The following is a 24,885-nucleotide window of genomic DNA, read 5'->3' as shown; positions in this document are numbered from 1 at the left end:
AAAGCGGAGCTTTGTAGGGAAGGGCGGAGCCAATCCCTTGTTTCTTCTTTAAGTGTGTCACTTTTGGCAGCTGCTATAATTAGTTGTAGATATCCCATTGCAATGGATAATACCTATCTAGTCTATAGCCTAACAGGAAGTCTTTTCACTAATATTGCGAACCAATCAGGGTTGCCGCGGTGAATTCAATTGTTATTCCTTTTCTTCTTCCTATAAAGGATATAAAAGATGATTAGAAGAACCGGTAGAATAATATATACTAGCACATCAAAAATGTTTGTAAGGTCCAGCGGACTATTGTCATCTGGGTTTCGAGTGCCTATGGGTAACTGTAGTGTTAAAAGATATAGTGTGTTTAACATTGTTTCTCTGTTTTTGAATCGCTTCTAGGTAATTTACGAAAATTAATGGACTGTCCCTTTTACGGTAGGAAGTTCTGATCTGGATAGGGAAAGTGCGTGCAAATCTAAAATTTCCTTAAGCAGGGTGTTAAATGAACTACGGCTATGTTAGACTGCTACTGATAGATCCCCTCTAGGTTTAGCAAAAAAGCGTAGACCTCGGCTATTTCCTTTAAGTAATCAAACCGTCCACTGGCGCCACCATGACCATATTCCATTTGAGTGCGGAGGAGTAAAAGATTCTCATCTGTTTTCATAGCTCGCAATTTGGCTACCCATTTTGCGGGTTCAAAGTACTGTACCTGACTATCGTGTAAGCCCGTAGTAACGAAAATATTAGGATAGTCTTTCTTTTCAATATTTTCATAAGGACTATACGATTTTATATATTGATAAGCTTCTTTGTTTTTTGGGTTGCCCCACTCATCAAATTCATTGGTGGTTAACGGGATGCTTTCATCCAGCATCGTATTTACTACATCTACAAAGGGAACTGCAGCAACAAGTCCGTTCCATAAATTGGGCGCCATATTTGCAACAGCCCCCATTAAAAGTCCGCCCGCACTGCCACCCATGGCATACAAGTGCCCTCTTGCTGTATAGTTTTCCTGAATTAAATACTCGCCGCAGTCAATGAAATCCGTAAAGGTGTTTTTCTTATTCATCAACTTCCCATCCTCATACCAAGCACGACCAAGTTCCTGCCCCCCTCTTATATGGGCTATGGCATATATAAAGCCTCTATTTAATAAGCTTAATCTAGTACTGGCAAAACGGGCATCCATGCTTGCTCCATAACTTCCATAACCAAAAAGTAATAAAGGCGATGTTCCATCTAGTTTCGTATCATTCTTATAAACTAGGGATATGGGTATTTTACTGCCGTCCTTTGCCGTGGCATATATGCGTTCTGTAGTATAGTTACTTGAATTGTATCCGCCAAGAACCTCCTCTTGTTTTAATAAGTCTTTTTCTCTGGTGTTAATGTGATAATCATAGGTGGAGGGTGGAGTGGTAAGAGAGCTATACCTATACCTCAATTTTTCGCTTTTATATTCTGGATTGGCACCTATATCTGCGGTATAGGCCGCCTCCCCAAAATCTAGATAATGCTCTGCATTATTCTCTAAATTCCTAATACGTAATTTCACAAGTCCATTTTCGCGTTCACTGATAACAATAAAGTCTTTAAACTCTTCTACTCTTTCCAACAACACCTCCTTGCGTACAGGGATGACTTCCGTCCATTGGGAGGCTTCGGTTGTATTAAGCGGACATTCCATCAATTTGAAGTTTTTGGCGCCATCCTTGTTGGTAAGTATTAAAAATCGATCGTTTAGGGGAAGTACCTCGTATAACACATCCTTCATTCTAGGCTGAAATACTTTAAAGTCACTGTTTGGTAGATTGGCATTTATCATCCTTAACTCGGAAGACAGCGTTGCTTGGGAGTAAATAAAAATGAATTGATTGTTTTTGCTTTTATCAACCCATATATAATTGCTATTATCTTTTTCATGGTAGACCACTACGTCATTTTCAGCGTCTGCACCTAGGGTATGTCGTTTAATTTTTTCGGACAATAGGGTTGCCGGATTTTTGGAAGTATAGAAAAGTGTTTGGTTGTCATTAGCCCAGCAAGGATAGCCTGTGGTGTTTTGAATGTTGTTTTTTAGTATGGAACCCGATTCTAAATCTTTTATGTAAATCGTGTATTGCCGTCTACTTAGGGTGTCCACGCCATAAGCCAAATATTTATTATTGGGGCTCACCGCGAATCCGGAAGCTGAATAGTACGAATGTCCCTCGGCCATTTTGTCAACATCCAACAACACCTCCTCTTGGGAATCCATGCTTTCTTTTTTTCGGCAGAATTTATAATACTGTTTGCCTTCGTCTGTTCTGTAGTAATAAAAGTAGCCGTTTTTAAACACGGGTACACTTTCATCTTTTTCTTTTATTCTAGCTTTCATCTCCAAGAATAACTCAGTTTGAAAGGGTTTAGATAGGTGCATTACAGAATCTACATAATTGTTTTCTGCTCTTAAGTAGTTTAAAACCTGAGTGCTATCCGGTCCCTTTCCAAAATAGTCGTACATCCAGAAATAGTTGTCCAATACACTATCGTTATGAATAACGCGCCAGTGTTCTTTCTGTTCTGCTATGGGAGGTGTTGCATCCTGGAATTGTGCATGTACCTGAAACAGGCAGGCGAATAGCACTAATGCTGCTAAAGTTGTTTTCATTATAGTGTGTTTGGTTGCCATGTCCCACAACGATGGGATGGCAATGGTTATACGTAAATCTTTGGGGGAGGTCACTGATCTTTTACCTTGTTAATCAGAAAAAAAATGATCAATTTCAGTACAAGGAATAAAGGAATCTAAGTAGATGGGGAAATTCCTAATTTATATAAATATACGTAAAATTTGGGTTTTTACTTATTGTTAACCAGGGGCGTATCCTAATAGGTTGCCACTAATGGATTCTATAACGTACCCTGATCTTCCCTTGTGCAACATATCCTAGATTTGTTTTTAATATTCGTACCTAGTATATGGGGCATACTAGGATGTGAGGATACTTGTAGGAGACAAGTTTTATTTAGGGAGTACTGTGCTGCATTAAGCAATTTATCGAGATTTAAGCCTATTGTAATAATGGTGTAAATCTAAAGAACTATCCCTATTTTGCAGGTCATAACCTAAAAACCAACATCGGTGACCGAGAAAGAAAAGATGCTTAATGGTGCGTATTATGATTCTAGGGATGCGGAATTGATAGAAATCTATCACCATGCACGATCATTATTAAAGGAGTACAATAACTTAGACTCGAGATTGCGAGATGAGCGGGAGCGGATTCTGTCTGAACTGTTTAAGCGGAAAGGAGACGGGGTGTGGATAGAAACCCCCTTCTTTTGTGATTATGGGGAAAACATAACCATAGGCGATAACACCTTTGTTAATACCAATTGTATTTTTTTGGACAATCATACAATAACCATAGGGAAAAACGGTCTCATCGCCCCTAATGTTCAAATATATACAGCCAGCCATCCACTAAAAGCCTCGGAAAGAATCGTTGATGTAGGCCATGGGAAGCGTTACCTCACTTTTGCTCAGCCAGTTGCCATTGGTGATAATGTGTGGATAGGTGGGAATACCGTGATTTTCCCAGGCGTTACTATTGGGGACAACGTAACCATTGGCGCTGGAAGTGTGGTCACTAAAGACTTGCCCAACAATGTTTTGGCATTTGGAAATCCCTGTGAAGTAAAACGAAAACTGTAGGGATTAGCTTTAATTTGTATTCGTTTGTGTGGTGAAGCTTCTGTTTCTTAGAGCGAGTTTACTATGTCTGTAAACAGGCATCACTCCGCTCATAACCGCTTGCGCGAGCGTCACGCTCGTGTTTTGTTATTTGTTTGGATCTAAGCATCCTCTGTGTACTGCCCGTGGATATCTTTTAAACCTTTTTTTGCGACTTTTAAGGCTCTTAGGGTGTTCTTGGATTTTTGGGAATGGGCCTCCATGCGCCCCAATACGTTCTTTAAAGTTTGGGTGGCCTCTACTATAAAAGGACCCTTATTGAGCATTACACACTCCGCTTGGGCACTTATGGTGGCGTCGGAGATTTCTGCACGTGTGGCCATCCCTTTTTTGGCCATGGTATCCAATACTTGGGTAGCCCATACTACTGGAATCTGAGCTGCTTCACACAACCAGAGAATTTCGTTTTGCACCTCTGATATCCGTTCAAATCCTACCTCCACTGCTAAATCGCCCCTTGCAATCATTATCCCGATTTTTGGTCTTTGCATTGCTCTAAAAAGTATGGCGGGCAGGTTCTCAAAGGCGGTACTATTCTCTATTTTAAAGATTACCCCAATATCTGTATTGCCTAGTTTTTCCAGTTCACTATAAAGTAGGGAAACATCATCGGCATTTTTCACAAAGGAATAGCCAATCATATCCGAGTGCTTTATAATGAAAGGCAATAATTCTAGATCTTCGGAGGTAAGGGAAGGAAGTTCTAAATTGGTGTCGGGCAAGTTTATGCCCTTGCCGGGGCGTAATTTCTTTTTGTATGCATTTTTTATGCAAATGGTAGCGGTGCCATTATTAATAGTTTCTACTACGGCTTCAAAGGTACCATCATCAAAAAATACCCGTTCCCCTACTTTAAGGTTATCTATAATCTGAGGAAGAGAGACTTCTATCAACGGGATGTTTTCGGAGAAACTTAAAACGTTAGACCCCTCGGAAAGTAGGGCGGGCTCCGGTTTTATAAGCAATAAGCGCGATGTGTTGTTTATTTCTATAAGGGGAACCGACACTAAAGACGTTTCTGGGCGGTCTTGTTTGTAGATGTTGCTGATCCGTATTTTGGGGCCCGGAAGATCCATGTAAATATGGATAGGAAGTTCGGTTTCCTTTTCCACGCTCCCAACATTCTTTAAAATTTTACTCCATAGTTCTTCGTTGCCATGGCTTAGATTTAATCGGGCAATACCCATACCCGCTTCCTGCAGCCGTTTTATGAGGTCTTTGTCCGTAGCAGCTTCATCGGGCATGGTGACCATAATTTCTGTGTCCCTTACCTTGGAGTCCACCTTAAATAGGTGGTTTGCATGCTGTACCAATAATTTCTTGCTGCCCGTAAAACCAATGGCTTCCATATCGGAATTTTGCTCCCAGGATGTACCGTTCAATAATTTCACCAGCTTCAGTGCCCCTGATATATTATCGTATACATATCCTGCGCCGCTGCCCAAAGAGGATATCCCCAATTCCGATAAACCAGCCTGAATCTCCCGAATATCGGTACTGCGCAATAATAAATAGCGATAGAGGTTTTTAGAGCTCGACCTGTATTGAGGATGTACGGAGGATGCAATGCTATTGGCAACCTTTTCCTTTTCTATGAGGGTGATATAGATTTTCTCCAGTTCCTTTTCTAGTCTTTCCAGTTCCATAATCAATACAAGTGTATGGGATCGTAATTAAGTATTTGTGCTGGTGCAAATAACGGGTTTTATTTGGATGTAAAAATACGAATATTAATTATGGAAGCTACTGGGATTGGAGGATGTGACCTTCTAAATCCTAGGGAAGATAGCGGCCTGCAAAATTAAGTGGAATTGTAATGGAAAAATAATCTTGTAGGTGCTATATTTCATTTGTTGGCGCTAGTTAGCCTCTGTAGGTTTACAGGCCCCCCCCCCGTGCTTCTGGTTACTAAAACCGAGGTGTCTTTCTGATTGATTATGTTTGCCTTTTATTTTCCGTAGGAAGAATTTCACTCAATTTAAAAGTAATGAACACACATCTTAGGGGGGTATTGTATATAGCCATTGGCGCATCTAGTTATGGGGTGTTGGCCACCTTTGTTAAATATGCCAACAACCAGGGCTTGGGAACTGCGGGACTTGCCTTTTCCCAGTACTTATTTGGGGTATTGGTATTGAGCGTTTTGGCCTATTTTTTTTCTAAAAAAGAGGTAGGTGAGAAAGTAGCGGGTACCCCAAAACATCCAAAATTAAAATTAATGCTCTTTGGAAGCTTTTTGGGGTTAACCAGTAGTTTCTATTACTTATCTATCCAATATGTGCCGGTGTCCGTAGGTATAATCCTCCTGATGCAGACCATTTGGATGGGGGTGGCTTTAGAGTTTTTTACGGCCCGGAAATTGGTCAGTGGTATTAAAATAGTGGGTGCTCTGGTGGCCATAGTGGGTACGCTCTTGGCTGCGAAAGTCTTTGAGACCAATGTAGAATTGGATCTTAGAGGTATCGGATTTGGGCTGTTGGCTGCTTTGAGCTTTACGGGGGTAATGTACGCAACTACTCGGGTGGGTTTGCAGCTCCCCATCCTTGTACGTACCCAATACTTAGTGTATGGCGGATTTATAGTGGTAATCTTATTTTGGAACCTTCAAATTTTGCAAGACTTTAGTTGGAGGAGCTTTATTAGTTGGGGAGCTTTTCTGGGTGTATTTGGTACCCTGCTTCCCCCACTATTGTTCAATAGGGGGTTTCCAAAAATAAGGACAGGTTTAGGAAGTATTATAGCAGCCTTGGAAATACCAGTTTCTGTTTTTAGTGCCTATTGGGTATTACATGAAGATATAAGTCCGCTTCAGTGGGGAGGGATCCTAATCATTTTATTTGCGGTAGTACTCATTAATTTTAAAAGGAAAGAGGGAGTCTCAACGTAATCAATAAGGCGTTAGTGGGATAGGTTTTTTGGTAAAGTAACTCTTGCATTGGGAGTAGTCCCTAATTGTTAAGTGATCCCTTTTCCAGTATTTTTTGGTTCTACTAGCCAAAACAAGAATCTTTTTAAAAGGAGAAAGTTATTGGTAGCGGCCGATACGCTTAGTGTAGTCTGGGTAGTTTGTTCATTTCCAGGGGTTTTCTTTCAATGGGTGGTTGGGATTAATTTTAGTTGCAGTTTTAGGGGTAGGGAAGCGCTTCACTCATCCAAAACGAACAGCTAATGTAATTACTTCTTGTTTGTAACAAGTCTAAATAAGCTTACCTTTGCAGATCAAACAAAAAAACAAAACAGATGAGGAATACCCTAAAATTCGGTTTTATACTGAGCTTAATGACTTTATTTGTGGCATGTGGTGAAGCTTCAAAATCCAAGGAAGTGGTTAACGTTTATACACACCGCCATTACAAGGCAGATGATGAGCTTTTTTCCAAATTTACTGAAGAGACTGGAATCAAGGTCAATATTGTAAATGCTAGTGCCGATGAGCTTATCCAGCGTTTGGAGACAGAAGGCAAGGATTCCAATGCAGATATATTGATTACTGTGGATGCTGGTAGACTGTATCGTGCACAGTCTAGGGACCTTTTACAACCCGTTAGTTCCCAGGTTTTGGAAAGCAATATTGGATCGGAATTTAGGGAGAAAGACGGACATTGGTACGGTTTAACCTATAGGGCAAGGATTATCGCTTATGCCAAAGATAGGGTGAATCCGGAAGATATTAAGACCTACGAAGACTTGGCAGACCCCAAATGGAAGGGCAAAGTAGTGATCCGCTCCTCAGAAAATGTGTACAACCAATCTATGTTGGCCTCTATTATTTTAGCCCATGGTGAAGAAAAGGCCAAGGAGTGGGCAGAGGGAGTAGTTGCCAATATGGCAAGGAATCCAAAAGGTAGTGATCGGGATCAAGTAAAGGCGGTGGCTGCTGGTGAAGGAGACATTGCTGTGGTAAATACCTATTATATTGGATTAATGCTGAACGATAAAAATGCGGAAGAGCGCAAGGCGGGAGAGCAGGTCGGTATTATTTTTCCAAACCAGGAAGGAAGGGGTACCCATATTAATATCAGCGGTATAGGGGTAACTAAATATGCACCCAATAAAGAAAATGCTATTAAGCTTATGGAATTCCTCTCCGGGGAGGAAGCGCAGCAGACACTAGCGAATTTAAACTACGAATACCCCATCAATCCTAAGGCTAGTAAAGCCTCTATTTTAAAGACTTGGGGCGATTTTAAAACGGACACCGTAGAACTCTATAAACTGGGGGAATACAATAGCAAGGCCGTTAAGATCTTTGATGAGGCCGGTTGGAAATAAGAAGGGGAGGGAGTAAGACCAAAAAGGCTTTAAATAACCTTCTTGGTCTTGCTCTAAAAGTTTAAGAAGTTTTGGATTTCTAAAAGGTCCAAAACATTGAATAGCATTTATAAATGGCAAAGAGAACCACCTATTGGTGGAATAAGTGGACGGGTGGGGCAACGGTAATACTACTGTTGGTCCTGACTCCCATCTTCACTATTTTGATCAAGCTTTTCGATAAGCCTGGGGAGCATTGGGAGCATATTGCGTCCAATTTGCTGCCTTCTTATTTTGTCAATTCCGCCCTCTTGTTACTGGGGGTGGGGTTTTTCACCTTCCTGATTGGGGTGAGTATGGCCTGGTTGGTCTCTATGTACGACTTTCCCGGGCGTAAGTATTTTGAATGGTTATTAATCTTACCGCTTGCTTTTCCCTCGTATATGATGGGGTATAGCTATGTGGGGATTTTGGAATATACGGGCCCGGTGCAGGCCTTTTTTCGCAATAATTTTGATATACATTTTAAAGGCGCTATTGTAGATATTATGAACATGCCTGGGGCTATTTTTATTCTCTCTATTAGCCTGTTTCCTTATGTGTATGTAATCTGTAGGGCATCTTTTATGCAACAGTCCAGCGCCATGCAGGAGGCAGCTTTTCTTTTGGGGAGCAATCGCATACAGATGTTCGCCAAGATTGCCCTTCCCATGGCCAGACCAGCAGTGGCAGGAGGGATTGCCTTGGTGGGGATGGAGGTGCTAAATGACTATGGGACCGTGAAATACTTTGGGGTAGATACATTTACCTCTGGGATTTTTAGAGCCTGGTTTTCTTTTGGCGATATCAATACCGCTATATACCTCTCGGCTATTTTAACCCTCATCGTATTGGTATTGATATGGTTGGAGAATTTCCAAAGAGGGAGCCGTAATTGGAATGCGGCCAATACTGGGGCCAAACCCGCTATTAGGGTGAGTCCAAAACACAAAGGTACAAGATGGTTGTACACCGCACTTTGCCTGGCAGTGCTCCTGATAAGCTTTATTTTACCGCTTGCCCAACTATTCTATTGGGTATCCCTTACCTGGAGCTATGTGGTAAATGCTGAATTTGGTATTCTGATATTTAGAAGTTTTTCACTGGCAATAGGCGCTGCAATGGCCATAGCGGTAATATCCATCTTCCTATTGTATACCATTCGCCTTAGTCCCTTGCGGTGGACCAAACATATAGCGCGGACCGCTTCCATAGGATATGCCATTCCTGGTGCAGTTATTGCAGTAGGAGTTATGATACCTATGATGGGCCTAGATAGAAAACTCAACTGGGTGCTATCCAACGACCTTGGGATGATTTTATCGGGAACATTGTTTATCTTAGTAGTGGCATATATTGTACGGTTTATGGCGGTTGGGTATAATGCTATTGATGCAGGATTTCAAAAAACTGGGGCCTCCGTAAACGAGGTGGCGCGTTCATTGGGCGCCTCTCCTTTAAGGACCCTATGGAAAATAGATTTACCTTTAATTAAGAATAGTATTGCTGGGGCCGTGTTATTGGCCTTTGTGGATATCTTAAAGGAACTTCCTTTAACCTTAATTTTAAGACCCTTTAACTTCCATACCCTAGCAACCAAAGCCTTTGATATGGCGACCAATGAGATGATTGCAGAATCTGCAAACGCTTCCTTGGTAGTAGTGTTAACAGGGGTGATACCAATTATTTTGTTGAATAATATGATCAGTAGAAAGAAATAAATGCAGCAGTAGGAAGATCAATAGCTTTTGTGGTTGGTAAATAAGTAGTATAACCCTACCCTTTGGGAAAACAAAAGCAGCTAAAATGAATGAACATGGCAATTATTGAATTAAATAATATTAGTAAACGATATCAGAACACTGCAACTAATGCGGTAGATGATGTATCTTTTTCCTTGGAAAGAGGGGAGATATTGGCCTTGGTTGGAGAGAGCGGCTCTGGGAAAACCACCTTGTTGCGTTTAATTGCAGGCCTGGAACATCCCAATTCTGGGAGTATTATTTTGAATGATAAAATCATTGTTAGCGGCCGTAAATCCTTACCTGCCAACAAACGAAAAACCGGGATGGTATTTCAAGATTATGCGCTGTTCCCTCACTTGACTATTTTTGAAAATGTTGCGTTTGGATTAAAGGGACTCCCTAAAAAAGAGGCCGAACAACGGGTGTATGAGACAATTAAACTTACCGGTCTAAAAGAAGATGTTAAGAAATACCCCCATCAACTTTCCGGGGGGCAGCAGCAACGGGTGGCATTGGCTAGGGCATTGGCTCCAAGGCCAGAACTGTTGTTGATGGATGAGCCATTCAGTAATTTAGATACCATTCTACGCGATCAGGTACGTGAAGAAGTAAGGCAAATTATTAAAGACATGGGTATAACGGCCATTTTGGTCACCCACGATACCAAAGATGCGTTTTCTACATCCGATAAAATTGCGGTAATGCTAAACGGGAAGCTATTGCAGATAGATACTCCCGATGCATTGTACAACGACCCAAATTCTGCCTATGTTGCTGAGCTATTTGGGAAGTCTAATAATGTAGTTGCTACGGTTGCACCAGGCGGTTATAAAACGCCCTTTGGATTTGTGTCTGGGCCTAAAGATTGTCCCTTATCCGTTAATAAGGATAAGGTAAACTTATTTTTCAGGGCAGAGGAAACCGATTTTTGCAATGCAGAGGAACCACACCTTTGTGGGATGGTAGAGCAGTGTATGTACCTAGGAGATCATATGCAACTTAAGGTATGTTGTAATAGGTGTACCAATTGTGCCAAGGAGGGCGAGGGGAAACCCTTGGAAGAGACCCAACGTATTTTGTTGAGGTCCTCGGTGCAAACCTGGAAGCCAGGGGATATCGTACGGTTTAGACTCAAGAATTATAAGGTGAAAGATACGGAGTCGGAGTAATTCATTTATGAAAACCCTTCATTTCTTATTGATAGTGTTAGAAAAATCCCTGTAGATGCATTATACTTAAATGCGGTATGTTATTAATATACATACCATATTATACAGATGCTTAATGTTATAGCCTAAAAAAATACTAAAATTACAATAGCTATCGTTATATTTTATAGCTTTGATGCGTTATGAAATCTTTTCTCCACAAATTAACTGCTGCCTGTATGGCGTTCTTGGTATTGTTTACCACGATGTCGTTCACCGTAGATATGCACTATTGTGGAGATACTTTGGTAGATTACTCCCTATTTCATAATGTACAGACCTGCGGCATGGAAGAGTTGCCATCCGATAGTTGTGATTTAGATTACCAGCAAACATCTTGCTGCACGGACAAGCAATTGTTGGTGGAGGGGCAGGATGACATAAAAACTCCCTTTCAAAAATTAACTTTCGGGCAGCAGGCTTTTGTTGCCACTTTCTACTATACGTATATTAATCTTTTTGAAGGACTGGATAGTAATATTATCCCATTTAGGGATTATAAACCTCCCTTCCTCATCTGGGATCTACAAAAGCTTCAAGAGACCTATATAATTTGATTTTAAACAGTGTCCGTATCCGATAATGTTTGGTGCGGAAGGAACTGCCCTATGGTAAAAGTCATGATGGGCATATTTCGTTGTCTTTAATATTCTGATACTATCAGAGTTTTAATCAATGTTTCACTGTTTAACAATCAATATACATGCTAAATAAAAGCATTAAATTTCTAATACAGAACAAACTGGTAGCGGTCTTGTTGCTGGCACTCTTTGTTGGCGCGGGAGTAGTAACCGCACCTTTTAATTGGAATACAGGTTTTATTCCTACGAATCCCGTGGCCGTAGATGCCATCCCCGATATCGGGGAAAACCAACAAATTGTATATACCCCATGGGAGGGGCGTTCCCCCCAGGATATAGAGGACCAAATTAGTTATCCGCTTACCACCAGCTTGTTGGGAATTCCCGGGGTGAAAACCATTCGTAGTACTTCCATGTTCGGATTTTCCAGTATCTATATCATCTTCGAGGAGGATGTAGAATTCTATTGGAGCCGTAGCCGTATTCTGGAGAAATTGAATTCCTTACCAGCGGGCCTCCTTCCCAATGGTGTAAATCCGTCCTTGGGTCCGGATGCTACCGGCTTAGGACAAATTTATTGGTATACCCTAGAAGGTCGGGATAAAGACGGCAATGTAACCGGAGGTTGGGATCTACACGAATTGCGAAGCATTCAGGATTACTATGTGAAATATGCCCTTTCCTCGGCAAGTGGTGTTTCGGAAGTTGCCTCCATCGGAGGATATGTACAAGAATATCAAATTGATGTACAGCCAGAACTGATGAGGCAATACAATATTGGTCTTGGGGATGTTGTAAAAGCAGTAAAGGAAACCAACAAGGATATTGGTGCCCAAACCATGGAAATTAATCAGGTGGAATACTTGGTGCGGGGACTCGGATATATAAAGACAATAGCCGATATTGAAGATGCCGTGGTTACCTCGGAAGACTACACCGCTATCCGGATCAAAGATATTGCCAAGGTGAGTTTAGGGCCTGCCCCCCGGAGAGGAATTTTGGATAAAGAGGGCGCTGAGGTGGTAGGGGGTGTGGTCACTGCTCGCTACGGTGCAAATCCGATGGAGGTTATCAATAACGTAAAGGATAAGTTGGAGCTGCTTAAAGCCGGACTCCCTTCCAAAGAACTTTCGGATGGTACCATTTCGCAGCTTACCGTTGTTCCGTTTTATGATCGCTCGGAACTGATCCAGGAAACCTTGGATACCCTAGATGAAGCGTTGAGTTTGGAAGTACTCATTACCATCCTGGTCATCATTGTAATGGTCTTTAACCTAAGGGCCTCTGTGCTAATATCGGGACTTTTACCGGTGGCTGTTTTAATGGTATTCATTGCCATGAGGTACTTTAATGTGGATGCCAATATTGTGGCATTATCCGGGATTGCCATTGCTATTGGTACCATGGTGGATATTGGGGTCATTCTTTCCGAGAATATCATCAGACACCTGGATGAAGAAAAGGAACGGTCTCTGGCAACTGGAATAAAAACGCCTATAAACACCGTGGTGTATAATGCCAGTGCCGAGGTATCGGGAGCCATCCTTACCGCAGTTCTGACTACAATTATCAGCTTTATTCCGGTGTTTACCATGATTGGAGCGGAAGGTAAGTTGTTTAGACCCTTGGCATTTACCAAGACCATGGCTTTAATTTCGGCCTTTATGGTGGCCATCTTCCTTATTCCGCCCTTTGCAGCGTATTTGTTCCGAAGAAAAAGTATCAAAAAAGTCACTAGTTATCTTATCAACGGAGGGCTAATCCTTTTAGGGCTAGCGGCCATAATTTTCGGATATTGGTTAGGTTTTATCCTAATGGGATTCGGAATTACAGGCTTATTGAAACATGAGCAAATCGCTGATAAATTGCCAGGTAAATTATTACTCACTGATAAACGTGCCAATTGGATAAATATCGCTATTTCTGCCTTGGCAATTGTCTTCCTATTAGCAGAGTTCTGGCGTCCGTTGGGAGTGGATAAAAGTATATTTTGGAACCTGCTCTTTGTGGGGCTTATATGTTTTGGCCTCTTGGGGTTCTTCTGGCTCTTCCAGTATTATTACACCCAAATTCTTGGATGGGCGCTTCGCAATAAATTAATATTCCTTTCCATTCCCACCCTTATTGTGGTATTTGGTGTTATGATTTGGCAGCAGACGGGCAAGGAATTTATGCCTTCCTTGGATGAAGGAGCGTTTCTTTTGATGCCTACGTCTATGCCACATTCTGGTGTAGAGGAGAACAAGCGGGTACTGCAGCAACTGGATATGGCGGTGGCCAGTATTCCTGAAATAAAAACGGTGGTTGGTAAGGCTGGGCGTACGGAGTCCGCCCTGGATCCAGCACCACTTTCCATGTATGAAAATGTTATTCTGTACAAGCCAGAGTATGCATTAAACGAGGAGGGGAAACGCGAAAGGTATAAAGTGAATGAAGATGGATTATTTGTGCTTAGGGATGGAAGATTAGTCGAAAATCCCAATAGAAAGTCGAGCGTTGATGTCCATGACGGGAATTCACAATATGCAGATCCCTCTAATGTGGAGATTCAGCACCTGATTCCAGACCAGGATGGGGAGTTTTATAGAAACTGGCGACCCGAAATAAAATCCTCGGACGATATTTGGAATGAAATAGTACGTGTAACTAAACTTCCGGGGGTTACTTCCGCGCCTAAATTACAACCTATTGAAACCCGTTTGGTAATGCTGCAGACAGGAATGCGGGCCCCTATGGGTATTAAGGTGATGGGGCAAGACCTTCGGAAAATTGAAGCCTTCGGGATAGCCTTGGAAGAAATTCTAAAACATGCTGAAGGGGTTAAGGTAGAAGCCGTTTTTGCAGATCGTATAGTGGGAAAACCCTATATGTTGGTAGATATTAAAAGAGACCGACTGGCCCGTTATGGGGTATCTATAGAAACTGTACAGGAAATTTTGCAGGTAGCAGTAGGTGGTATGCCTTTAACTCAGACCGTAGAAGGCAGGGAACGCTACTCGGTCAGAGTTAGATACCCCCGCGAGCTAAGGGCACACCCAGAGGATCTTAAGAATATTTATGTACCGGTGGAAAAAGGCAATCCGGTGCCCTTGGGAGAGCTGGTAGAAGTGCGGTACGAACAGGGTCCACAGATGATTAAAAGTGAGGATACCTTTTTGGTGGGCTACGTTTTATTTGATAAACTCGATGGGTTTGCTGAGGTGAATGTAGTAGAGAATGCACAGGCCTTGATTCAAGAAAAGATTGCCAGTGGAGCACTCATTGTTCCTAAAGGGATCAATTATGAGTTTACGGGTACGTACGAGAATCAGTTGCGTGCCGAAAAAACGCTATCGATCATAGTGCCTTTGGCCCTGACGATTATTTTCCTGATCCTTTATTTCCAATTCCGTTCGGTAGCTACCTCCCTAATGGTGTTTTCTGGGATTGCCGTAGCCTTTGCCGGTGGTTTCCTAATGATTTGGTTTTATGGCCAGGACTGGTTCTTAAACTTCAACTTCTTTGGAGAAAACTTACGGGATATGTTCCAAATGAATCCCGTGAACCTAAGTGTAGCGGTATGGGTTGGGTTTATTGCCCTCTTTGGTATTGCCACGGACGATGGGGTAGTGATGGCCACCTACCTCACCCAGACCTTTGATAGGAATAATCCAGAGACCATAGCAGAGGTACGTTCTTCAGTAGTGGAAGCGGGAAGTAAAAGAATTCGCCCGGCTTTAATGACCACGGCCACAACCTTACTGGCCCTGTTGCCCATTCTAACCTCTACGGGGAGGGGAAGTGATATTATGATCCCTATGGCCATCCCTAGTTTTGGTGGGATGCTAATTGCACTGATTACCCTTTTCGTTGTTCCAGTTTTGTTCAGTTGGAGAAGGGAAGCAAAATTGAAAAGACAACTAAGTACTCTTAATAATAAATAAGAAATAATGGAATTTATAATTAATACAAGACTTCGTTATCCCATAGCGAAGGTGCTAAGAGGAGGGATGCTCCTTGTGGTTCTGCTGTTTTTTAGCGGAGTTGTGCAAGGGCAAGAGTTGCATACGTTTATAGAGGAGGCCGTAAGGAATAATCCCACTATCCAGGCCTTTGAAAAAAGATATGCCATTTCCACGGAAAAAATATCCGAGGTAAACTCCCTGCCCAACACCCAGTTTTCCGGGGGATTCATGGTAGGTGAGAACCATATGCCTATGGCGATGCCAGACGGTGAGTTTACCGTAATGCAAATGTTTCCATGGTTCGGAACCCTTGGGGCGCGTGGTAATTATGCCACGGCCATGGCGGAGGCCGATTTTGTGGAGATTGAAATCGCAAAAAGAAAAATTGCGATGTCTCTGTCCCAATCCTATTACCGATTATATGAATTGGCAAAAAAACAACAGGTATTGGATGCCAATCAACAGCTCTTAAAGGTTTATGAGGAGTTGGCGCTAAGCTCGGTAGCGGTGGGGAAGGCATCTGCGGTTTCGGTATTGCGACTCCAGATGCGGCAGAATGATCTTAGCGAAAGAAAATTAGTGCTAGCGCAGGAGTATGAGGCAGAATTGGTCACCTTCAATAAAATTCTGAACCGTGAGAAAATCTCGGGGATTACATGGACGGATAGTTTAACACTTCCAGAACAGGAGGTAGCAATAGATTTTGCCAGTCTTAGCCTACATCCAGAACTGACCAAATTTGAGGAATTGCAGAAGGTAGTGCAGCAGTCAGAAGCACTCAACAAAAAAGAAAGTGCGCCAGATGTTGGGGTAGGGGTCAACTATATGCTATTTAACGAGGCGCCCAATATGATTATGCCTATGGTGTCTGTCTCCATCCCAATTTTTAATAAGAAGTATAAATCCGTCACTAGGCAGAATACGCTAAAGCAGGAGGAGCTAAGCATTCAGAAACAAGCGTCCAAAAACACCTTAGTGGCCCAATTGCAAACGGCTATAAAGAAGAGGAACGCCGTGCGTATAAGTTTAAATACACATGAAAAAAATCTTTCACAAGCACGGAATGCCACAGAAATATTGTTCAAGAATTTTGAAACGGGCACTATAGATTTTAGAGAGGTACTAGAGGTGCAAGAGCTGCAGCTGAATATCGAGATCAACCAAATAGAAGCTATTGGAGAATATTTTAAACAGCAAAGTATTGTTGATTATTTCATCAAATAAATAAAGTACAAGAAATATATAATTTAATATTATGGCGCTCGGGCGGGCTTTTCGCTATATCTTTTTAAAGGAAAAAAGGATGCCGCTGCAATCCCTAGCGCAAAACATACAATCTGCGAGCTGCAGGGGAAAAATTAAATAAGATTATCATGAAAAAATATATTTATTATATCGCAATTTTAGCTCTGGGACTCGTCTTGGGCTATGTGTTTTTTGGAACTACCAATGAAGGGGGAGACTCGCACGCCTCTCATAATATGGAAAGCACAGAAACAGAGGCTCAAATGTGGACCTGTTCTATGCACCCCCAGATTATGCAACCAGAACCAGGGGATTGTCCCATTTGTGGGATGGACCTGATACCTGCGGAAGCAGGTGCAGAAGGACTTGCAGCAGACGAAATACGAATGACAAAGAATGCCATGTCCTTAGCCAATATTCAAACCATGGTAGTGGGCAATGCCGCTGAGGCGGGAGGCAACTCATTAACTCTTTCGGGGAAAATTATGCCTAATGAAGAGGCGAATGCGGTACAAGCCAGTTATTTTGAAGGGCGGATAGAAAAACTGAACGTTAGTTTTACAGGAGAAACCGTCCGGAAAGGGCAGTTGTTGGCAACCATTTATGCGCCAGCACTTGTTGCGGCACAGCAGGAACTGCTAACCGCAGCTACTATTAAAGATTCTCAGCCAGCACTCTACAAGGCGGTGAGGAATAAGTTGAAACTGTGGAAACTATCTGAAAATCAAATCAAGGAAATAGAAACATCGGGAAAAGTACGTGAAAACTTCCCTATTTATGCCACGGTTTCTGGTACAGTCTCCGAAAAATTGGCCGAGGAAGGAGACTACGTCAGCCAAGGTCAGCCCATTGTTAAGGTCAGTAATCTGGAAACGGTATGGGCTATTTTTGATGCCTATGAACATCAGCTAGCCCAGTTGAAGGAGGGACAGAAAATAGCGATTACCTCCAATGCCTACCCCCAAAATGAATTTGAAGCAGCCATTTCTTTTATAGATCCGCGACTTAATACCCAATCCAGAACCGTTGCCGTTAGAGCAACCTTAAAGAACAACGAGGGAATTCTTAAGCCTGGGATGTTTGTGGTAGGTACGGTAAAAGGAGTTACAATGGCCTCGAGTGAAACACAGCTAAGCATTCCCGCATCGGCAGTGCTTTGGACGGGGAACCGATCCTTGGTATATGTGAAAACAAATCCGGACGAGCCCATTTTTGAAATGCGAGAAGTAGATCTAGGCGCTAAGAGTGGGGATAAGTATACCATTTTAGGCGGACTTACCCCAGGGGAGGAAGTGGTGGTCCATGGGACTTTTACGGTAGATGCTGCGGCACAGTTACAGGGGAAAAAGAGTATGATGAATGCTGGTGGGGATTTAGAGATGGATGCTACAGAGCAGTTGGCGGCCTTGGAGCGAGTAGCGGTTCCCGCTAAATTTCAAGCTCAATTGAAAGCCGTTTTTGATGCGTATATGGTAATAGAAAATGCCCTGGTCCAAGACAATGCAGAAACCCCTATGAAGGCGGCCAAGGAATTGCTTAATAGCATCCAGAAGGTAGATATGAAACTGTTAAAGGAAGCGCCTGCCCATAGCCACTGGATGTTGTTGGATAAGGAACTTCAAGAAGCTGCACTTGCGCTATCCAAGACCTCCGATATTAAAATTCAAAGAGATCATTTTGAGCACCTTTCTATCTATTTAATCAATGCGGTGAAATCTTTTGGTATCAATCAAAAGGTATATGTGGATTACTGTCCCATGGTGAACAATGATGCTGGGGCGTATTGGCTAAGTACAGAAGAGGGGATCTTAAACCCGTATTATGGGGCAAGCATGCTGCGTTGCGGAGAAGTTTCGGAAGTCATAGATTAAAGATTTAACCAACGGGGAAATACCGCTGCTTATGGAAGGTGGGAAGGAATTGAGACCTTCGCACCTTCCTAAAACCATATATTCCTATAGTAACGCGAATAGCTTTTCTTTATCGGCCTTCTAAGATATTTATGATCAATTGTAAAAAATCCCGATTTTTTACAAGCGACTCCCCAGGAATCTTAAACACTGGAGAGTTCCACCAATCCCTATAGCGAAGCAGCTGATGCTTTGTAGTGCTAATAGCCTCCTGTTTATTGATGGTTTTGGCGTTTTGGACCAATTCCTCTGTTAGCTCCACAATTTGTGCGCTAAAATCTTTTTCACTACTAGCTCTGCCTATCAAATAAAGCTCCAATAAACTACCGTAGGCCCAGACACTCTTTTTATCCTGAGCATGCTGGGTGGCAATCTCCGTAAATGCCGCCAATCTTGCCGCATACCAATAGTCTACCTTAGTGGCAATAGTACCTTCCAAAATATAAGCCAAGGAAAGGTATTGTACAATACTCCAATGATGTGATAAATTACGATCAGCGGCTTTCTTATACCATTTCTGGGCCGTTTGTAAATATTCTAGCTGTTTTGAGGTGGTGTCCACCTCAAAAATTTGAGATTCCCTAAACTCAACTTCTGCCAATCGCTTAAAGGCACTCGCCAATAGTCCGCTGTTTTCCAAGAAGGCCTGTTCCTTACTGCTGTCATTTTCAATTGCCTTTAGCTGTTCCCCCAGATCCCTAATGGATGCTTCTATCTGTACTTTAGCCCGTATAAAATCGTCTTTGGTGAGCTGGTGTTCCTTATTTGTCCTGAAAGTGCTGTTGGTTATACTGTTTAAAATTTTGAGCTGATATTCCATTTTCAACATCAATAGTTGAAATTCGTAATCGTTGGGTAGGTTGGTATAACTGACCAAGCTTATCCAATCATGCCGATACTCCTGTTCTGCGGAATATAATGTTGCTCTAATATCCCCTAAAATAGTACGAATATCCTCTGCCCGAAACAACCGCTTGTACAATTCCTTGGTAATTAAATTGGCCCCCTTCATGGATAATGGGAATTGAGATCCCAGAACTATGGGGACCCCGGCTTTAAAGGTAGCGTGTACCGGGTTGCGGTCCGGTTTGCTGCCATTGGTGAAATTGGCACCATCGCAAATCATATAATTCACCATAAAGGGCAAATTGTCCAAGGATTCAAATAGAAATTTAATTTCTAGAGCCGTAGTAGGCCTGTAGTCATTTTCTATTCCATCCTTGGAATGGAAGGCAATTCCATATTCGAAGTTGGAAGGTCGTTTGGGGTCAAATAATAAGGACCCATGCGCCAATAGATGGATATGGGTAAAGGGTTTATTTGTCTTATCCGCTTCCCGGACAAGTGCGGAGAACTCTTTAAAGGTAGGGTTGGCCAAGACCATGGGTTGGTGGTCCAACCCCCAATGGCGCAGGGCATAATTAAGGGATTGTTCGTGATTCTTAAAGGGAATGTCCGGAAAGGGAAGCCCCAAGTAATTTTTATGATCTGGCTTGGTATGTACAAATAATACCCGGGGAGTATGCGGAACTGAAATCTGGGGAGCGGTTTCCCGACGGAAATTACGGGTCAAAACCAACGGTTTGCCATTTCCAGAGGCAAAGATTGGTTTGTCCTTAGCGTCTAACAGCAATTCAAATGGAATTAAGGCCAATTCCGAAGGGTTTAGAAAAAGTTCCAGATGGGAAATACCTTCTAGCAGCCCATCCAGGTTATAAAATAAGGTGCGTAACTGATCACTGCATTTTTTTATGGCCTCCCATTTTTCTTCAGTAGTTCTTACAGTAGTCCCTTCGTACCTAAGGTGGTCCGCTAATTCCTCCAGTAGATCCAATTGTCCCATGGGGGTGTGTACCTGCTGTAAGGAGTTAAAATCCCCGTGGGAAAGTATATAGGGCTTGTTACCCATCAGGATTCCGGTCTGGAGATCGTCAAAACGGATGTATTCGATCTTAAGCGATTTCATGGTTTAAAAATCGTCCTGGATATCCGAATCAAAATTGTCTTCAATAGAAATATCGTCTTGGGTAAGTTGGTCGTCCCCAAGCAATTTAACTTTGTTGAAAAGGTTGATCTTAAAGAGCCTCACTCCAACTACGCCAGATTCTCCTATTACATCGTATGTACTAGCATTGGAGGACGACGTTTCAAATCCGCCCTCAGCCTTACCGCCTTCTATCGCCCCCAGAATGTGGGCGCTTCCCTTTATGCTAAAGTCGGATCCTGCCTCCCTTGCACAGATTATAAGGCAGTTTTCGCCAGTGTAGACGGCAGAGACTACCTTGTACTTTTTCCTCCAGTTAGACTTTGCGGCCAAGGCCAAGGCTACCTCATCTATATTTTGTAATTGGGCCACCGTTACCTTTTCTGCCTTTATGACCAGGGAGTTTTCCTTTTCAAACTTAAATTTCAACGCTGCCTCTGCATCCCCCAAGGCCGCAAAGGAATCGGTGGTTTTTCCGTCTGCACCCAATCGGGTGACCCGGGTTCCTTGGGTAGTGAAATTTACTTTGGTGGCAGGTCCGGGAGCGATGTCTAAAGTAATCTCCGGGTATTTGTTTTTTAGGTTGCCCAATGAGCGGAATACTCCGCCTTCAAAATAACCAAAATCCCCCACCGCGAGGGTATTGGTCACCGGTAACCAGGCCGCATGTGCACCGAGTTCTTTTTTTATGGCCTTTTCATAACTACGTGCTAATCCGCTCATAATACAATAGGTTTTAGGGTTATACGCTTACAGGTGTTGAGGCAGGCCCAATACCATTTATCGGCTTTTAACAGCTTTAAGAAAAAAAGGGGAGAGGATTATATCTTCTTAAAGTTATGAAAAATCTTGGGGATATAGCAGAAATCGACTGCCTATTATTGCGGAATTGGAAATAAAACTTTAACTTGTTAAGGCGTCCTTCATAGCCCATGGCTTCCTAATCCTTAGGACAGAATGTTATAAGGACCCTTCCCCCAAGCATGTGTCTCCCCACGCTAGTACTGGAACATTTTTGACAATGTAATGAACTGCTCAACAGCCTTTTCTTTACCGTCAAACTAAATAAAAGACCGCTATGCCAACTACAAATCCTTCCCTTTGGGGAAATCTGTCCCAGCGCTATGAAAAATCCCAAACGCGGAAGATCCTCGCTTTGGACGGTGGGGGAATTCGGGGTATTATCACCTTGGAAATACTATTGAAATTAGAACAGGATCTAAGAAGAAAGCTCAATAGAAAGGACGACTTCCGATTGTGCGACTTCTTCGATTACTTTGGTGGCACCAGTACGGGAGCTATTATTGCTGCCGGACTCTCCATAGGGATGTCTTCCCAAGAGTTGTTAGATTTTTACACCGATAAGGGGAAAGACATGTTCGATAAATCCTGCTTGCTAAAAAAATGGAAGTCGCTTTATGAATCCGGACCTTTATTGGAAATGTTGCAGGATACCTTTGGGAAGGATACCAATATGGACATTGCCAATGGAAAATTCAAGGCATTACTAACCGTAGTGACGATGAACCGGAGTACGGATTCCCCATGGCCGATTAGCAATAATCCCCTGGCCAAGTACAATGATAAAAAAAGACCCGACAATAATCAAAACGTAAAACTTTACCAGTTGGTAAGGGCAAGTACGGCCGCACCCGCCTATTTTCCACCGGAGACTTTGGAATGGGATGCCGCCGATCCCAGTAAAACCTTTGTGTTTGTGGATGGTGGGGTAACCCCCTATAACAATCCAGCATTTCTACTGTTTCGGATGGCAACACATCCTGGGTATAGGCTCAATTGGGAAAAAGGGGAAGATAAACTGTTGGTAGTCTCCGTGGGTACCGGAAGCGCCCCCTCTGGAGGGGAATATAGAAACCTGGGTAACACCTTATTGCAATTGCCCTCCAACCTTATGTATGCCATTCAGGTAGATCAGGATATCAATTGCCGTACGTTCGGTAGATGTGTTTTTGGGGATAAAATAGATCGGGAATTAGGGGATATGGTCAGCACCGATACCAAGGAGAGCAGGGACTTCCTATATGTTCGCTACAATGCCGATCTAAGTGAGGAGGGACTCAAAGAAATGGGGTTGGGACATATAGATCCGGAAAAAGTAGGGAAAATGGATTCGGTAAAACATATCAGCAACCTGCGGCAGGTGGGAGCCCAGACAGCCATATCTCAAGTAAACCTAGATCATTTGGGGCCTTTTGTAAAATAGAATAAAAGTATGGAAGCGTTTATTGTTAGGCCTTTTGGAATAAAGGAGGGAATTAATTTTGATGAAGTCCAGGAGCGCTTAATTCTCCCAGCCTTGGAAAAGGCCAAGATTAAGGGGTATACAACGGGGGTTATTTTGGAGGCGGGAAACATTCGTCAGGATATGTTTCAATTGTTGCTTACCAGTGAGGTGGTTGTTGCCGATATTTCTATCCACAATGCCAATGTCTTTTATGAATTGGGAATTCGCCATGCCCTTAGGGAAAAGAAAACGATCCTGATACGATGCCGAAAAGACGAAGTGCCCTTCGACCTAAAGACAGATCGGTACATAGCCTATGAACAGGATAATTTGGAATCCAGTGTAGAAGTGCTCGCGGAGGCCCTTAAACAAACCCTAATTTCCAATAGGACCGATAGTCCGGTATTCCTTATGCTTCCCAAACTTACTGCCCAAAATCCAGAACATTTTTTGGCAGTTCCGCTAGACTACCGCAAGGAAGTATTTTTGGCAAAAGAAACGGGACATAGGGGAAAATTGTCCCTGTTGGCTGCCGAAGCTAAGTTCTTTTCATGGCAAATACCGGCCTTAAGAATGGTAGGAGACATTCAATATAGATCCAAGTATTATACCGAAGCCAAGGAGGTATGGGAACATATCCGAAAAAAAAATCCGAATGACTTGGAAGCCAATGAATATTTGGCCACTATATACCATCGATTGGGAGATATAGAGGTGAAACAAAATTCGGATATCGCCCATCAATTACTGGCTAAATCGGAATTGGCCATCAATAGGCTGTTCGATCAATTTTCAATACTGAATAGGAATAAAAGAGCAGAGGCCTATGCCCTTAGAGCGCGTAACGAAAAAACGAAATGGGTGAGGCGTTGGATTATGCTGAAACCAGAGGAAATGGGAAAGGAAGCAATCCGATCGTCTTCCTTGCTTAAGGCTTATAAGAATTATTCCAAGGGCTATGATGAGGATTTAAATCACTTCTATTCCGGTGTAAATGCGCTAGGTCTCCTTAAAACATTAATAGCATTGGCACAACGTGAAGTCGCTATTTGGGAGTCTAAGTTTGATACGGCCCTGGATGCGAAAATTGCCCTGGATAGGTATGTGGAGGAATTTGATCAATTGGTCATAACGGTGAAAAGAGCGGCCTTCTCGGCAAAAAAAGCCCTGGAACGGGATAATCTAACCGATCCTTGGGTACTAATCACCTTGGCAGACCTCGCAGTATTAACCATTAATAACCCCGAACGGGTAAAACACCTATATTGCAGTGCTATCGAATCTGGATCTGATCTTAATTTTGATGCAGCTAAGAGACAACTCGTATTATTTCAAAAACTGAACATTATGTCCAAGAACGTTACGCCCGCCTTGGAAGTATTCGGAAACTCGGATGAATCGTCCAACAAGGTGAAAAAAGTGCTGCTTTTTACCGGGCATATGATAGATGGGGAAGATAGAAAAACTCCTCGCTTCCCTAAGGAATTGGAACCCGAGGTACGCCGTAGAATTAAGGAAGGCATAACAGAGATCGTTAACAAGAGCCCGTCGGAGCAGGAATGGATCGGTATTTCCGGAGGGGCTAGTGGCGGGGATATTCTATTTCTGGAAATCTGCAAGGAATTGGGAGTTCAAAGGAAAATGTATTTAGCACTCCCCCCGGAGAAATACATTGTAGAGTCCGTTCAATTTGCGGGGAGTAGTTGGGTAGACCGTTTTTATGCGCTGTATGAGGATGCGGATACGGAGGTAAGTATATTGGCCGAGTCCAAAGAACTTCCTGTGTGGTTATATGGTAAAAAAGGATACACCTTTTGGGAACGGAATAATTTATGGTTGTTAAACACCGCATTGTCCTATGGGGATCGTAATCTTACCTTATTGGCCCTATGGGACGGAAAAGGAGAAGATGGCCCAGGGGGAACCAAGCATATGTTAGAAGAGGTGAAGAAAAGAGGTGCCAAAACTAAGATTATACAACTATAGAAAACTTCCCCTTA

15 protein-coding genes are annotated in these 24,885 nt (G+C 42.7%); 11 read left to right on the top strand and 4 right to left on the bottom strand.

What is annotated here, in order from left to right:
* Positions 1 to 517: 517 nt before the first annotated feature.
* Complete coding sequence (locus tag BV214_RS04880) at positions 518 to 2,647, bottom strand: S9 family peptidase (RefSeq protein WP_245806748.1); 2,130 nt, start codon at positions 2,645 to 2,647, stop codon at positions 518 to 520.
* Positions 2,648 to 3,121: 474 nt separating this feature from the next.
* On the opposite strand from BV214_RS04880, the gene BV214_RS04875 reads away from it, so the two are divergent.
* Positions 3,122 to 3,694: a sugar O-acetyltransferase gene (locus BV214_RS04875; RefSeq protein WP_086476352.1), complete on the top strand. Its 573-nt coding sequence runs from the start codon at positions 3,122 to 3,124 to the stop codon at positions 3,692 to 3,694.
* Between the two features lie 140 nt (positions 3,695 to 3,834).
* Here BV214_RS04875 and BV214_RS04870 read toward each other — a convergent pair whose 3' ends face one another.
* A complete protein-coding gene (locus tag BV214_RS04870; RefSeq protein ID WP_086476351.1) occupies positions 3,835 to 5,379 on the bottom strand; it encodes a pyruvate kinase in 1,545 nt (514 codons plus the stop codon).
* Between the two features lie 341 nt (positions 5,380 to 5,720).
* On the opposite strand from BV214_RS04870, the gene BV214_RS04865 reads away from it, so the two are divergent.
* From BV214_RS04865 to BV214_RS04830, 8 genes are all read left to right on the top strand, one after another.
* Complete coding sequence (locus BV214_RS04865) at positions 5,721 to 6,620, top strand: EamA family transporter (protein WP_086476350.1); 900 nt, start codon at positions 5,721 to 5,723, stop codon at positions 6,618 to 6,620.
* A 353-nt stretch (positions 6,621 to 6,973) separates the two neighbouring features.
* On the top strand, positions 6,974 to 8,005 hold the full coding sequence (locus BV214_RS04860; protein ID WP_086476349.1) for a Fe(3+) ABC transporter substrate-binding protein: 1,032 nt from the start codon (positions 6,974 to 6,976) through the stop codon (positions 8,003 to 8,005).
* A 113-nt stretch (positions 8,006 to 8,118) separates the two neighbouring features.
* On the top strand, positions 8,119 to 9,744 hold the full coding sequence (locus BV214_RS04855; RefSeq protein ID WP_086476348.1) for an ABC transporter permease: 1,626 nt from the start codon (positions 8,119 to 8,121) through the stop codon (positions 9,742 to 9,744).
* A gap of 95 nt (positions 9,745 to 9,839) precedes the next feature.
* A complete protein-coding gene (locus BV214_RS04850) occupies positions 9,840 to 10,937 on the top strand; it encodes an ABC transporter ATP-binding protein (protein WP_086476376.1) in 1,098 nt (365 codons plus the stop codon).
* A gap of 182 nt (positions 10,938 to 11,119) precedes the next feature.
* Complete coding sequence (locus BV214_RS04845; RefSeq protein WP_086476347.1) at positions 11,120 to 11,533, top strand: HYC_CC_PP family protein; 414 nt, start codon at positions 11,120 to 11,122, stop codon at positions 11,531 to 11,533.
* A gap of 146 nt (positions 11,534 to 11,679) precedes the next feature.
* Positions 11,680 to 15,480, top strand: a complete 3,801-nt coding sequence (locus BV214_RS04840; protein ID WP_086476346.1) for an efflux RND transporter permease subunit — start codon at positions 11,680 to 11,682, stop codon at positions 15,478 to 15,480.
* Between the two features lie 6 nt (positions 15,481 to 15,486).
* On the top strand, positions 15,487 to 16,725 hold the full coding sequence (locus BV214_RS04835; RefSeq protein ID WP_245806747.1) for a TolC family protein: 1,239 nt from the start codon (positions 15,487 to 15,489) through the stop codon (positions 16,723 to 16,725).
* A 149-nt stretch (positions 16,726 to 16,874) separates the two neighbouring features.
* Positions 16,875 to 18,617, top strand: a complete 1,743-nt coding sequence (locus BV214_RS04830) for an efflux RND transporter periplasmic adaptor subunit (protein ID WP_086476345.1) — start codon at positions 16,875 to 16,877, stop codon at positions 18,615 to 18,617.
* A 109-nt stretch (positions 18,618 to 18,726) separates the two neighbouring features.
* Here the strand turns inward: BV214_RS04830 and BV214_RS04825 are convergent, their stop codons facing one another.
* Both BV214_RS04825 and BV214_RS04820 read right to left on the bottom strand, forming a co-directional pair.
* Positions 18,727 to 20,622, bottom strand: coding sequence for a CHAT domain-containing protein (locus tag BV214_RS04825; RefSeq protein ID WP_086476344.1), 1,896 nt, complete (start codon positions 20,620 to 20,622; stop codon positions 18,727 to 18,729).
* A gap of 3 nt (positions 20,623 to 20,625) precedes the next feature.
* Entirely contained in the window at positions 20,626 to 21,363 is a 738-nt protein-coding gene (locus BV214_RS04820) for a hypothetical protein (protein ID WP_086476343.1), read from the bottom strand.
* A 355-nt stretch (positions 21,364 to 21,718) separates the two neighbouring features.
* Between BV214_RS04820 and BV214_RS04815 the strand changes: the two genes are divergently transcribed.
* Together BV214_RS04815 and BV214_RS04810 are read left to right on the top strand one after the other, a co-directional pair.
* Positions 21,719 to 22,864: a patatin-like phospholipase family protein gene (locus tag BV214_RS04815; RefSeq protein WP_086476342.1), complete on the top strand. Its 1,146-nt coding sequence runs from the start codon at positions 21,719 to 21,721 to the stop codon at positions 22,862 to 22,864.
* Between the two features lie 9 nt (positions 22,865 to 22,873).
* The gene (locus BV214_RS04810; RefSeq protein ID WP_086476341.1) at positions 22,874 to 24,871 is read left to right on the top strand and encodes a tetratricopeptide repeat-containing protein; all 1,998 of its coding nucleotides are present in this window, start codon (positions 22,874 to 22,876) and stop codon (positions 24,869 to 24,871) included.
* The last annotated feature ends 14 nt before the right edge of the window (positions 24,872 to 24,885 follow it).

This window comes from Arenibacter amylolyticus (assembly GCF_002150785.1).
In the GTDB taxonomy this organism is placed as follows: Bacteria; Bacteroidota; Bacteroidia; order Flavobacteriales; family Flavobacteriaceae; genus Arenibacter; species Arenibacter amylolyticus.
This window is presented reverse-complemented; position numbering and strand designations above follow the sequence as displayed.

Excerpts from the sequence above, each read along its gene's own strand:
- BV214_RS04815 (WP_086476342.1), top strand. The coding sequence starts at position 21,719 with ATGCCAACTACAAATCCTTCCCTTTGGGGAAATCTGTCCCAGCGCTAT.
- BV214_RS04825 (WP_086476344.1), bottom strand. The coding sequence starts at position 20,622 with ATGAAATCGCTTAAGATCGAATACATCCGTTTTGACGATCTCCAGACC.
- BV214_RS04835 (WP_245806747.1), top strand. The coding sequence starts at position 15,487 with ATGGAATTTATAATTAATACAAGACTTCGTTATCCCATAGCGAAGGTG.
- BV214_RS04860 (WP_086476349.1), top strand. The coding sequence starts at position 6,974 with ATGAGGAATACCCTAAAATTCGGTTTTATACTGAGCTTAATGACTTTA.
- BV214_RS04810 (WP_086476341.1), top strand. The coding sequence starts at position 22,874 with ATGGAAGCGTTTATTGTTAGGCCTTTTGGAATAAAGGAGGGAATTAAT.
- BV214_RS04845 (WP_086476347.1), top strand. The coding sequence starts at position 11,120 with ATGAAATCTTTTCTCCACAAATTAACTGCTGCCTGTATGGCGTTCTTG.
- BV214_RS04865 (WP_086476350.1), top strand. The coding sequence starts at position 5,721 with ATGAACACACATCTTAGGGGGGTATTGTATATAGCCATTGGCGCATCT.
- BV214_RS04855 (WP_086476348.1), top strand. The coding sequence starts at position 8,119 with ATGGCAAAGAGAACCACCTATTGGTGGAATAAGTGGACGGGTGGGGCA.
- BV214_RS04840 (WP_086476346.1), top strand. The coding sequence starts at position 11,680 with ATGCTAAATAAAAGCATTAAATTTCTAATACAGAACAAACTGGTAGCG.
- BV214_RS04850 (WP_086476376.1), top strand. The coding sequence starts at position 9,840 with ATGGCAATTATTGAATTAAATAATATTAGTAAACGATATCAGAACACT.
- BV214_RS04830 (WP_086476345.1), top strand. The coding sequence starts at position 16,875 with ATGAAAAAATATATTTATTATATCGCAATTTTAGCTCTGGGACTCGTC.
- BV214_RS04870 (WP_086476351.1), bottom strand. The coding sequence starts at position 5,379 with ATGGAACTGGAAAGACTAGAAAAGGAACTGGAGAAAATCTATATCACC.
- BV214_RS04820 (WP_086476343.1), bottom strand. The coding sequence starts at position 21,363 with ATGAGCGGATTAGCACGTAGTTATGAAAAGGCCATAAAAAAAGAACTC.
- BV214_RS04880 (WP_245806748.1), bottom strand. The coding sequence starts at position 2,647 with ATGAAAACAACTTTAGCAGCATTAGTGCTATTCGCCTGCCTGTTTCAG.